This is a genomic window from Candidatus Cardinium sp. cBcalN2, assembly GCF_022810445.1.
GTDB lineage: Bacteria > Bacteroidota > Bacteroidia > Cytophagales > Amoebophilaceae > Cardinium.
Genome location: NZ_JAACGD010000035.1, coordinates 1 through 12,980 on the forward strand (window position 1 = coordinate 1; position 12,980 = coordinate 12,980).

General features: G+C 38.0%; 11 protein-coding genes. 8 read left to right on the forward strand and 3 right to left on the reverse strand.

The genetic code is table 11. From position 1 onward, the window contains the following. The first annotated feature begins 68 nt into the window (after positions 1-68). From sufC to dnaB, 5 genes are read left to right on the forward strand one after another with little or no spacing between them, the layout of a single operon-like run. The gene (gene sufC, locus MUW74_RS01140) at positions 69-830 is read left to right on the forward strand and encodes a Fe-S cluster assembly ATPase SufC (protein WP_243518899.1); all 762 of its coding nucleotides are present in this window, start codon (positions 69-71) and stop codon (positions 828-830) included. Then, positions 827-2,116 (forward strand): SufD family Fe-S cluster assembly protein, encoded by a 1,290-nt coding sequence (locus tag MUW74_RS01145; RefSeq protein ID WP_243518896.1) that lies wholly within the window; start codon positions 827-829, stop codon positions 2,114-2,116. Before sufC ends, MUW74_RS01145 begins: the two co-directional genes overlap by 4 nt. A 35-nt stretch (positions 2,117-2,151) precedes the next feature. After that, a complete protein-coding gene (locus MUW74_RS01150) occupies positions 2,152-3,381 on the forward strand; it encodes an aminotransferase class V-fold PLP-dependent enzyme (RefSeq protein WP_243518894.1) in 1,230 nt (409 codons plus the stop codon). 1 nt (position 3,382) lies between these two features. After that, positions 3,383-3,826, forward strand: a complete 444-nt coding sequence (locus MUW74_RS01155; protein WP_243518891.1) for a SufE family protein — start codon at positions 3,383-3,385, stop codon at positions 3,824-3,826. 35 nt (positions 3,827-3,861) lie between these two features. Then, entirely contained in the window at positions 3,862-5,349 is a 1,488-nt protein-coding gene (gene dnaB / locus MUW74_RS01160; protein ID WP_243518889.1) for a replicative DNA helicase, read from the forward strand. A gap of 176 nt (positions 5,350-5,525) precedes the next feature. Here the strand turns inward: dnaB and MUW74_RS01165 are convergent, their stop codons facing one another. The 3 genes from MUW74_RS01165 to mutY form a co-directional block, all read right to left on the reverse strand. Beyond that, positions 5,526-6,656: a DEAD/DEAH box helicase gene (locus tag MUW74_RS01165; protein ID WP_243518886.1), complete on the reverse strand. Its 1,131-nt coding sequence runs from the start codon at positions 6,654-6,656 to the stop codon at positions 5,526-5,528. Between the two features lie 78 nt (positions 6,657-6,734). Further along, positions 6,735-6,941 (reverse strand): cold-shock protein, encoded by a 207-nt coding sequence (locus MUW74_RS01170; RefSeq protein ID WP_114910160.1) that lies wholly within the window; start codon positions 6,939-6,941, stop codon positions 6,735-6,737. Between the two features lie 207 nt (positions 6,942-7,148). After that, the gene (gene mutY / locus MUW74_RS01175; RefSeq protein WP_243518883.1) at positions 7,149-8,240 is read right to left on the reverse strand and encodes an A/G-specific adenine glycosylase; all 1,092 of its coding nucleotides are present in this window, start codon (positions 8,238-8,240) and stop codon (positions 7,149-7,151) included. A 158-nt stretch (positions 8,241-8,398) separates the two neighbouring features. On the opposite strand from mutY, the gene MUW74_RS01180 reads away from it, so the two are divergent. The 3 genes from MUW74_RS01180 to MUW74_RS01190 all read left to right on the forward strand — a co-directional run bounded on the left by MUW74_RS01180 (position 8,399) and on the right by MUW74_RS01190 (position 12,707). Further along, positions 8,399-9,196, forward strand: a complete 798-nt coding sequence (locus tag MUW74_RS01180; protein WP_243518880.1) for a 3'-5' exonuclease — start codon at positions 8,399-8,401, stop codon at positions 9,194-9,196. A 32-nt stretch (positions 9,197-9,228) separates the two neighbouring features. Continuing rightward, positions 9,229-11,652 (forward strand): primosomal protein N', encoded by a 2,424-nt coding sequence (gene priA / locus MUW74_RS01185; protein ID WP_243518869.1) that lies wholly within the window; start codon positions 9,229-9,231, stop codon positions 11,650-11,652. A 242-nt stretch (positions 11,653-11,894) separates the two neighbouring features. Further along, positions 11,895-12,707: a DUF1609 domain-containing protein gene (locus tag MUW74_RS01190; protein ID WP_243518866.1), complete on the forward strand. Its 813-nt coding sequence runs from the start codon at positions 11,895-11,897 to the stop codon at positions 12,705-12,707. Positions 12,708-12,980 lie beyond the last annotated feature (273 nt).

Genomic DNA, 12,980 nt, shown 5'->3' on the forward strand with positions numbered 1-12,980 from the left:
TATCAACTACTACATATAAAGGCATCTATTTACTTTAACCCAAATTACTTTAACCAAAATAAAAGCACATGCTCACGATAGCAGATTTACATGTAACTATAGGCGATAAAGAAGTACTAAGCGGTGTAAACCTCGAAGTTAATGCAGGTCAGGTGCATGCTATTATGGGTCCCAATGGTGCAGGTAAAAGTAGCTTAGCATCGGTTTTAGCTGGTAAACCGGGTTATGAAGTTACAAAAGGAAATATCTTACTACATGGCCAGGATCTATTGCGATTGGCCCCAGAAGCAAGAGCGGCACTTGGTCTTTTTTTAGCTTTTCAATATCCTGTGGAAATTCCAGGTGTAACCACTACTAATTTTTTAAAAACAGCAATCAATCAAATAAGAAAACAAAAAGGCCTATCTCCTTTAGATGCTGTTTCATTTCTGGAAATTTTAAAAGAGAAACGCAAACTGCTTCATATGGATCAATCCCTGATACAGCGTTCCCTTAATGAAGGCTTTTCCGGAGGGGAAAAAAAAAGAAATGAAATGTTACAAATGGCTTTACTTGATCCTTCTTTGGCTATTTTAGATGAGACTGATTCTGGTTTGGATATTGATGCGTTAACCATTGTTGCACAAGCTATCAATCAATTGCGCTCTCCTACTAATGCGATAATAGTCATTACCCATTACCAAAGGCTATTGGATCATGTGGTGCCAGATGTGGTACATATCTTTTATGAAGGGAAAATTATTCAATCTGGTGGGGCTACGCTTGCCAAACGGTTAGAAAAAGAAGGGTATAGCTGGATTACACAAACCACCTCATCTAATCACCTATGATCGCATTTAGAAATTGGTTGCAACAAGCCTTTAAAACTTTTTCTGCCACTGATCCTTTCTATACAGAACGGCTAACTGCATTTAAAAAGCTTGATCATCCGACTTTTATAGCTAGCCAAAAAGAAAATTATAGAAAACTTCGGGAAATACTTGCCTTATGCACCGATCAGCCTTACCATGTTCCTATACCTACTCATCCTTTGCTACCGATAGCTGTTAGTGGTTATGGTGAGGCTACTAAGGCAACTACTTTAACTTTTATAGATGGTATCTATGCTTTCGCTGACCATCTGCATCCGGGTATTCAGCTGCAACGACTAGCAGATCTGCCACCGCTCAAACAGCAAGCCATATGGAGTAGCTGTGTAGCTGATATGGGCTCAACAAATGATCTTTTTCTACTGTTAAACACGATGTTGGCTCAAGAAATCTACCTGCTAGAGCTAGCAACAGCCACTCAAGCAACCATTATCTTACAACATATTGTAACCCATACGGCCCCTCATATAGTACCCCAACTGATCCTGAAAATAGGCCAAGGCAGCCAAGTAACCCTAATAGAAAATTGGTATAACCTAGCAGGCAGCGTGCAGCCTTTTGTAAACCATTTTACCTATGTTTTATTAGAAGAAACAGCCCATCTGGCTTACCATACGCTCTATCCCGACCAACCATCCCAAAGCAGTCTATTAGCCCATCAAGTCAATAATCTCCATTGTCATCAAAAGGCGCATAGCAACTTTACCCATTATAGCTTTGCCTTTGGAGTTACTAGGTTGCGCATCCATCTTAATGTGCAAATAAAGGGTAGTCATGCCCATGCGGGTCTATATGGTCTATCTACCCTTGGTACAACAGAACAAGTAGCCCACCAGATCCAAGTGGTCCATAGTGCACCCCATAGCCTTAGTAAACAACATTACAAATCCATTTTGGGTGGTGCCTCAACCAGCAGCTTTAGTGGTAAAATTTACCTTACACCGGATGCACAGCAAACTAATGGCTATCAAACTAACAATGTCCTACTGCTATCTGATGAGGCGCACCATTACACCAAACCACAACTGGAAATTTATGCAGATGATGTCAAATGTTCCCATGGTGCAACCGCGGGGCAGCTGGATGAAACCCAATTATTCTACTTGCAAACACGTGGCATAGCCGCTCCCTTAGCCAAAAGATTATTATTGGAAGCTTTCGGTAGCGAAATAATTCATTCCCTTTCTTTACCATCTTTACAAGATTATTTACGCGATCAGCTCATAGCAAAGCTTGTAAAATTGTAGTATCTTCGGTCTATTAACCTAGTCAACTGCTACTAATGTTTTCTCAGCTTCCTTTAGATATAGGCCAGGTTAGGTCTCTTTTTCCTATTCTCAATCAGCAAGTTTATAATAAGCCTTTGGTCTATTTTGACAATGCTGCTACGGTCCATAAGCCCCTTTCGGTTATAGATCGTGCCCGCCATTTTTATGAGCAAGATAATGCCAATATTCACCGTGGCGTCCATGCCTTAGCGGCTCGTTCTACAGCTTCCTTAGAGGCGACGCGTCTGGCCGTACAAAAATTTATAGATGCTCCCCAGGTAGAAGATATCGTTTTTACTTCTGGTACTACAGAGGGGATTAATTTAATTGCTGCTACTTATGGCAGGATGGTAGTCAGGGAAGGAGATGAAGTAATCATTTCTGAAATGGAGCATCATGCCAATCTTATTCCTTGGCAACTACTTTGTAAGCAGCAAAAAGCTGTTTTAAAATACATACCTGTAGATGATAAAGGGCAATTAGATCTAGCCCATTTCCCTCTTACCAGACGGACTAAGATCGTTGCATTGACTTATGTATCGAATACATTGGGGAGTATTAACCCAATTAAAACCATTATAGCGCAAGCACATGCAAAAGGCGCAATTGTAGTGATCGATGGGGCACAGGCAGTAGCCCATCTGCCTATTAGCGTTACCAATTTAGATTGTGACTTTTTTGTCTTTTCTGCCCATAAAATGTATGGTTTAACGGGAGTAGGTATCTTATATGGTAAAAAAAAGTGGCTAGAAGCGATGCCTCCTTATCAAACCGGTGGTGGAATGGCCCAACAAGTTAGCTTAACAGAGGTGCTCTATCAGGATCCACCTTATAAGTTTGAGACAGGGACCCCTCCATTGGGTGCTATTATCTCTTTTGCAGAAGCACTCAAATTTATCTTAAGTGTAGGTTATGCCAAGCTAGCTGCTCATGAAGAACACTTGCTCTTCTATGCATTAACGGGCTTAGCCCGCATACCAGAAGTACAATTGGTGGGTACCGCTGCCCACAAGGTACCCATCATTGCCTTTAACTTAACCCATATGCATCATTTAGATGTGGGGCTATTATTAGACGCCAAAGGTATTGCTCTCCGCACAGGCCATTGTTGTACCCAGCCCCTGATGAACAGATTGGGTATAGAAGGAGTAGTACGTATTTCTTTTGCAGTTTATAATACCATTGAAGAAATAGATCTATTTTTAGAGGCATTGCAAGAGATTATTGATAAAGGAAAGCGTTAGTATGGTACAATTAGCTTATAAAACTATGGAGCAACACCAAAATGAGATCATCGATGCCTGCGCCACCTTGTCTGGTGATCGAGTCGCCATGCTCGACTATTTCATTGATTTAGGCAATACACTAGCCCCCATAGATCCTTTATATAAAACGGATGCCTACTTGGTCCAAGGCTGTATGTCTAAAGTATGGCTGGCCGATACTTATATAGAAGAACGGCTCTTTTTTCAAGCCGACAGCAATACGGCCATTACAAAAGGATTAATTAGCCTGTTATTAAAAATATGTTCTGGCCAATCTCTGCAAGCTATTGTAGAGGCCAAGCTCTATTTCATAGAAGCCATTGGGATCAGTTCGTTAATTGGCTTTCAGCGCGCTAGTGGCTTGGCACATATGATTAAAGCCCTTAAGGTAAGGGCACTATCTAGACTTAGTGTAAGCAAATAATGGCTGATTTTGGCCTAGTTTAAGTATCCTATCGAATGAAAAACTATACTAAAAAGTTAGGCGTAGAGCCATCCAATCTAGCTAGCTCTGACACGCTTGCGGTAAATGCAAAATATCCCCCACATGCCTTAGATCTAGAAGAAGGTGTGCTGGGCGCATTGATGTTAGAAAAAGAAGCGCTGGTCAGTGTTATTGATCTCCTAAAACCTGAAAGTTTCTATAAAGAAGCCCATCAAGAAATCTATCGGGCCATTGTACGCTTGTTTAATGACTCAGAACCGATAGATATGCTAACGGTAGTCAATCAGTTACGTAAAGATGGCAAATTAGCTGCAGTAGGTGGCAGCTATTATGTCAGTTATCTAACGACTCGTATCAGTTCTTCGGCCAATATTGAATTTCATGCCAGGGCGATTCTAGAATATGCCATGCGCAGAAAGTTGATAGAGATTTCCACTATGGTTCAAAAACATGCCTATGATCCTACGATGGATGTTTTCAATACCTTAGATCGTACTGAACAGGCACTATTTGAAGTTTCAGATGGCAACATTCGCAAGAGTTACCTAGAAATGCGTTCTCTATTGGTAGAGGCTTTTGATAGTTTATCGAACCGTCGTACACGTGCCAATGGCCTTACTGGTATTCCTAGTGGCTTTACTGCTTTAGACCGGATTACCTCTGGTTGGCAAAAATTTGATTTGATTATTATTGCCGCCAGGCCTGGTATGGGAAAAACCGCTTTTGTACTCTCTGCTTTACGCAATGCAGCCATAGATTACAAGACCCCAGTAGCGATTTTTTCCTTAGAAATGGGTGCGTTGCAGTTAGTCAATCGGTTGATTTCAGCTGAAGCAGAACTAGCAGGTGAAAAAATCAAGCAAGGTAAATTGATGGACCATGAGTGGGAACAACTGCTTCATAAGACGGCTGCCCTCTCGAATGCTCCGATTTATGTAGACGATACCCCAGCACTCTCTGTCTTTGAATTACGAACCAAATGCAGAAGATTAAAAGCCAAACATGATATTCAACTGGTGGTTATTGACTACTTGCAACTGATGTCAGGCGATGCTAATAGAGGAGGAAGTAATCGTGAACAAGAGATTGCATCCATTTCGCGTGCCCTTAAGAGCATTGCCAAAGAGTTGGACATTGCGGTAGTGGCACTCTCTCAGTTAAGCAGAGCGGTAGAAACACGTGGCGGTAGCAAACGGCCCCAGTTATCTGATTTACGGGAATCTGGTTCTATTGAACAAGATGCAGATCTAGTTTTATTTCTATATAGACCAGAATATTATGGCTTAACAGAAGATGAATCAGGTAATCCCACACAGGGGCTAGCAGAGGTTATTGTAGCTAAGCATCGAAATGGTGCATTAGATCAGGTTCATTTGCAATTTATGGGACGCTATATGAAATTTATGGATGGCCATATTCCTGCCGCTACTGGGCAACCGGAACAGTTTGTGATCCACTCTAGCAGAGCTAATAGCTTAGATGATTCATTGGAGCTGTTTTAATCAGTAAAAAGCTACGAAAACTGACCCTTATCACTGAAAAAACAGAAGTGGCCGGCTATGCCGGCTTCAAACAAACCTGTTTTTTTATTTCAGTTGTAAGGGCCACTTTCTGATCACACCTATTTTAAAAGAGGCGTTTTTTTTAGTTTGCTAAAACCGCTATTACTAGAACGGATTTAGCCTGAAAAACTACGCCTAAAAGGACGGGATTTAAACCGATTAAAGTTTGCGTTTTGCCTAAATGGCCTCCTCTCCTCATTTTCTACTGGCTCATTATGAATGACACGCCAAAGTCGTTTTTCTTGAGGAGAAGAAATCATAGATAAAGCAAATCCTGTAGCACCAGCTCTACCGGTTCTACCAATTCTATGGGTATAATCTTCCGCAGCTTGGGGGAAGTCATAATTGATTACATGTTTGATATGGTCAATATCTAAGCCCCTTGCAGCTACATCAGTGGCCACAATAATAGAATAATGCTTGTTTCTAAAGTCCTTTATTACACGCTTTCGTTGATGTTGTTTTAATCCACCATGAATAGCGCAAACTTTAAAATTTGCTTGCTGTAATTGATAACTGATGTTATCGGCTCTTATTTGCGTTTTTACAAAAACAATAATAGAACCTTCCCGTTTATTAAGCTGATCCAATAAAACTTGAAATTTGGCTGACTCTGGCACATAAAGAGATTCTTCTTGAATATTTTTAGTATCATTATCAGAAATTTCCACACTAATCCGTGCTGGTTGCCTTAAATAAGATCCAGCTAAACGCTCAATATTTTTATCCAACGTGGCAGAAAACATCAAGGTTTGACGTTCTATTGGCAAACGTTTAATAATCTTATCTATCTGGATTGAAAATCCCATGTCAAGCATTCGGTCAATCTCATCCAATACCAAAAAAGTAGTATTACGCAAATGCAAAGAGCCTCTACATAGATGGTCCTCTACACGGCCAGGTGTACCTACAATGATCTGGGGATTAGTACGCAAGCGCATTAACTGTTTTCCAATAGGCTCCCCCCCTATTAACAATACAGCGCGCAAATGCTTACAACCACTTACCATGTTTGACATAACGCCTGCTACTTGCTCGGCAAGCTCCCGCGTAGGAGCTAATACTAAAACGCTGGCACCAAGTTGGTTAATAAGTTGTGCAACTACAGGTATAGAAAAAGCAGCTGTCTTACCGCTACCTGTTTTAGAAGAACCTAAGATATCTTGGCCCGTTAAGGCAACTGGGATGACTTGGTCTTGAATGGCAGTAGGATGATCATACTGCATCTTTGCTAATGCTCCTAACAAAGCTGATGGCAAGTTATATTTTTGAAAAGTATTACTCAAAGTATAATATTAAAAGTTAAAAAGTTCTTGATGTGTTACTCACACATCAAGAACTTTAATGTTACTAGCTACCTCTTTACCTCTATCACTGGTGATTTCAAAATCTACAGACTGACCTTGGTCTATCATGCTTACTCTAGAGGCTACAAGTGCACTGATATGCACAAAAACATCTTTACCTCCGTTTGCAGGTTTTATAAACCCATAACCTTTGGCTGGGTCAAACCATTTTACTACTCCTTCCATGGGAAAAAAACTATATTTAAAATATTAAACTTCAAGCGCTTTGGCCTACTTTTTACTTATAAAACTGTCTAATTGAATAATTTATAGGTACCTTGATTAAAGAGTAGGATAAAAGAACGCTGCTTGCAATATAATGTTTTTTTTTAAAAAATAAAACCTCTATTAACCCGAGCCAATGGTGTTGGCCTGAGCCAGGCCCTAGCGTAACTAGATACTGTTGAGCTTTTTTAAAAACTTTTGAATTAAAATAGGTTTAGGCAAATTTTCAATCTCTAGCCAATTAAATGCCACTAAGGCAGATTGCTCGAAAAAATAGTTGGCTTCTTCCAAGCAAGTAGACGTAAGCTCTATTTTGTGAAATTTTACAAATAAGTTTTGATGCGTTAGCAAATGACGTTCCTCTTTTTCAAGAGTAGTAATAGATAAGTGATGCCTTTTAGCTAAAACTAATAAAGGATCCTGGATCTTTTCTAACAGCAACCGTTGTGTATTATCTAATAAATAGAAATCATACATACCCTTCCAAATATCATTTTTTGTACGCTTTTTCATATAAATAAGATTTTTGTACTGCAAAATAAAATAGTCAAAATAACGAGCTCGTTTCTTGATTTTACTTGTTTTAACAGGCAGTATTTTTTGTCTATTCGTATAAAAGGCCATGCAGTAGTTTTTAAAAATACAAGTAGCACAAAAAGAACATACGGGTGTACATTGTAGAGCGCCAAAATCCATAATAGCTTGGCTATAAGTATCAGGCTCTATAGGATCTACTAGCAGACTAGCAAATGCATGCATTTTTCTTCTCCCTTGCAAGGTACCTATATCATAGTTTAGCCCAAAAATACGTGCCAAGACACGGTAGACATTGCCATCCACAGCAGCCACTACTTCTTTAAAAGCAACTGCCGCAATAGCGGCAGCTGTATAGGGTCCAATCCCCTTGAGCATAAGTAGTTCTCTATAATTAGAAGGGAAAACACCTTTATATTGCTCAACAATGGTTTGCGCACAATGGTGTAGATTACGCGCTCTGCTATAATAACCTAATCCCTGCCATAAACGTAAAACTTCTTGCTCTGTAGCATTGGCCAGTTCTGTTACAGAAGGATATTGAGTTATAAAACGTTCATAGTAGGGCAACCCTTGCGCTACTCTTGTTTGTTGTAGAATAATTTCTGATAACCATATTTTATAGGGATCTTTAGTAGTACGCCAAGGTAAGCAACGCTGATGTAGTTTATACCAAGAAAGCAATGAACTACGAAAAATACTATGATTGATTCTACTAGTTAACATAGAGCATAAAATAAGAGAATGGGTAATTTAATTTTATTATATTTGAGCAATCTATTTTTACACTTCGTCTACACGTAATTCAACATACAAAAATTTAACTATGGTCTCTGCTTAACCTTTTCTTACCATATTAATTAAAAATAGAACGCAATATACCTATGAGTTTAAAATTAACCAACCCACTTGCTTTTTTAGATGTAGAAACTACAGGTATTAACGTGATACATGATCGTATAATAGAAATTGCTATTATTAAGCTTATGCCCAATGGTAACCGCGTAACCTTCTATAAAAGAATTAATCCAGAACAAGCCATTCCTCCTGAATCCAGTTTAATTCATGGTATTTATGATGAAGATCTAAGAGACAAGCCAACTTTTAAACAAATAAGTAGGGAATTGATGGCCTTTTTAAAAGGAGCAGACTTAGCAGGTTTTAATCTGCTGCGTTTTGATATACCCATATTAGTAGAAAGCTTTTTGCGGGCAGAAATAGCATTTAAGATAGAAAATCGTAAAATTATAGATGTGCAAAAGCTGTTTCACCTAATGGAAAAAAGGACTTTAAAAGCAGCCTATTTATTTTATTGTCAAAAGGAACTAGAAGGAGCACATAATGCTATGGTAGATATAGAAGCTACTTTAGAAGTATTGATGGAGCAAATAAAAAGATATGAAAATGAGCCTGTAGTGGATACTTTAGGGAATAAACTAGGTGTGATAAAAAATGATGTAGCTACACTACATGACTTAACCAATACCAATATGGTAGATTTTGCAGGTAGAATGGTCTATAACGACCAACAGATCCCTATCTTTAACTTTGGCAAGCATAAAGGGAAAAGCGTATCAGAGGTACTCAAACTAGAGCCATCTTATTATAACTGGATGATACAAGGGGACTTTCCCCTGGATACCAAACGTAAACTCACACAAATTAAAATGAGTATGGTCTAAAATATTGATCATACTAAAAAATTGCATGGCACTTGAAACAATTTGCAGATGTTATCTTACCACTTCCAATTCAACCCTTAACCTACCATATTTCCTCTATATACCAAAGTAGAATAGATGTAGGCAGTAGTGTATTGGTACCGTTGCGTAACGGGAAGCTTTTGCTGGGTATTGTCATGAGATGCCATGGCAACATACCCAATTACCCTACCAAGAATTTATTAGGTATAATCTACAAGAAGCCTTTATTTACACTTAAGCAATTAACCTTTTTAGCATCGCTAGCCGATTACTACGTGTCCAACCTTGGTACCATATTGTCCCTTGCATGGCCCAAACTACTTGGATTTCCTAATAGCTTAATCTTTCAAATCAGCAAAACCGCTAATGCCAATCAACTATCCACCATTGAACAGCTGATATTCAATGCGTTACAGTACCACCCTTTAGCTTACCCAGCTATTATCCAATTAACAGTCCAAAAAGAAGCCAATAAGGCACTCATATCATTACTATCCAAAGAGTTAGTAGAAGCAGTAGCCACAACTGGAATCAATCAAGAAGCTGGTGTGAACAATTATTTTACCCTCTCTCCTACTATCCATCTAGATCCACTTACCCTAACCAAACTATCACCATATTCACCCAAACAACAAGCCCTTTTAGCTCATTTTTTACCTAAAAAAGAAAAAACAATTTTATATGCTGCTAAAAAAGAGCTTATAGCTTATTCTAAATCAGCTTTCGATAGATTATTAAAAAAAGAGATTTTAATAAAAGTTAACCCAGACCAGTTACCCACATCTATTTTTACTGCTCCTTTACAACCATTAGCTATTTTAACAGCATTTCAGAAAAAAGCACTTGTAGCTATTCAAGCCAAATTTACTAACAAAAACGTCGTACTATTACATGGTGCTATAGGCAGTGGCAAAACAGAGGTCTATATGCATCTGATTGCATTGGCCTTACAAAGGCAAAAACAGGTATTGCTTTTAGCACCAGAAATAGGGTTAGTAACCCACATAGTAGAACGCATCAAACCTTTGTGGGGAGAATGGTTGGTGGTACACCACTCTAAACAATCCCATAAAGAACGTCTAAAGACATGGTTTCGCCTATTAAAAGAACAAGCCTTATTAGTGGTAGGCACACGTTCAGCGCTCTTGCTACCTTTTAAAGGACTAGAACTAATTATTATAGATGAAGAACACGATCAAGCCTATAAGCAGGCAGATACAATGCCCACCTACCATGCACGAGAGAGTAGCATCCTATTGGCCCAAAAGCATCAAGCAAAAGTTTTACTTGGTTCAGGAACCCCTTCCCTAGAAAGCTATTACAATGCCCAATCTGGGAAGTATGGTTTGGTAACCTTAGACCGTAGATTTGGCCAAGCAAACAGTCCCGCATTATTTTTTATTGACCTTAACATAGAAAAAAAACGTAAGGCCATGCGAGACAACTTCTCGCTTACACTATTATCTAAGCTTAAAGAGAATAATTTGGCAGGTGGTCAAGCCATGATTTTTCAAAATAGAAGAGGATATGCGCAATACTTTCTATGTGCTACTTGTGGATGGATTCCACGTTGCCTTACTTGTTCAGTAAGCCTTACCTACCACCAAGAAGCCAATCACCTACGCTGCCATTATTGTGACTATACTAGCCCTACTTTATGTTCGTGTCATCATTGTGGATCTGAGCAGCTCCATAACATAGGTTTTGGTACAGAAAAACTAGAAGAGAGTCTACAACTTATCTTTCCAGACCAACAGATTGCTCGCATGGATTTAGATAGTACAAAAGGAAAAAATAGTTACCAATCTATTGTAAACCAAGTAACCGCTGGATCGATAGATATTTTAGTGGGGACTCAGATGATGGCTAAAGGATTAGATTTTCCCAATATACGCCTCATAGGGATATTAGATATCGATAACTTACTCTATTTTCCTGATTTTAGATCAAATGAAAAATGTTTTCAACTGATCACTCAGTTAGCAGGAAGAGCAGGCAGACGCAATCAGCAAGGCAGTGTATTGATTCAAACCAGGCAGACGCATCATCCTTTATTTGTCTACTTAGCCAATGGTGATTATGAAGGAATGTATAAAGCTGAGTTAGCAGAAAGGCAGCGTTTTTTTTATCCTCCTTATGTTAGACTAATTAAACTAAGTTTAAGTTGTGTGAATCTCTCTACCTTACAATCAGGTGCCATTAGATTAAAAACATTATTAGTAAAACAGTTTCAAGGTATGGTACTGGGCCCTCAAGAACCCTTGGTTGGTAAAATCAGAAATCATTTTTTACTAGATCTATTTTTAAAAATACCTACTAAAAGTTTAAGTGGATTGCAACGCAAAAAAGAGTGGTTAAGGAGTGCCTGTAGCTATACACTGGCTAAAGGGACCTATAGAAAAATTAAAATCTTATTGGATATCGATCCGATTTAATACCAATAGACCACTTCCAATATCTACTCAAGATCATTTTTAGCTGCTATTACTTGCAAACTTATATAAATTTTATAATATTAAAGTTAGATAAATAAAGCAAATTTATAATATTAAAGCATCTATTTATTACTGTTCCAGAAGTGCATAAAAAAGTGGAATGAAAAAGCCTTAGCCATATATGCAAATAAATAGTACGATTAAAGTTTATCCTAACCATTTACTGCAAAAAAGCCATAGATATGATTACCATACAACTACCTACTACAGGTATACGTTACTGCTTAGTATATTGGGGAGTTACTTTAATTATTTCTTGTAAATCAGCTTTTTCTTCTCATCCTATGACACTCTATTCCCAGTGTCACCTACAAAACAAAGAGAAAGCCAAAAAAGAAATAGAAAAAAAAGAAGTATGCTATAAACTACACCCCAGAGTGACAAGATGGAACACACCTAAGATCTATGAAATGAAAATTTTTTTAGACAAGGGTATTTCTAAATACAGAGGCCTAGCAGATGAGGAGCTATGGTTACAAAGAGCCTTTCACTATTTGCCTGGTGTAGTCAACCAACTATATGGCAAATATCACAATTATTACTTCACAATAAATGGACAAGAGCAAGACAAAATAAAATCTGCCGAAGCAACTGTTAGTTTAGTATTGGTATTTAAGGAAAAGAATAAACCAAAAGAAGTTTATCATGGAGGTAAAATTGAAATTGGTATGTGCAACACGCATCCTAGTATCATTCATCATATGATGTTTCGTCCAAAAGAAAATAGACCTAGCTTGAAAGTACCCTATATACATTTACCTGAACAAAATAAGTGGTATGAAGTGCATCAAAAAGAAGGAATAAAAATTAAAAAAAATGATAAAATAGGATTTCAAAGAGACAAAATAGACGGATCTATAGTTGGCGATGTACCTAAGATTAAACCTTATAGCGAGAGATTCTGTAAAGATGAAAATCTGTATATTATTAAATACGCTCCCCTAAAAAAATCTCCACATAAGTTAGTAACAATCTGTATGCATAAAAACAAATAATGAACCTCCTATCTATTTAATAACCAGGTAAATATTATCCTTGAGTTGGCGCCCTGATGTGTTGTATCTTATCTGTTCCTGAAACTGGTAAAAAATGAATTTTTTAAAGCTACTTTTTGCTTAATCAAAAAGTAGCCAAACAATCAAACGCTGATCAAAAAAGTGCGCGTTTTTTCCTAGCATAAGCCATAGTGGTGAACGAAAACGATGTGTTCAGGCAATGGCGTCAACTTAAGGGATATATTTAATTGATTATTATATATAATAATATAT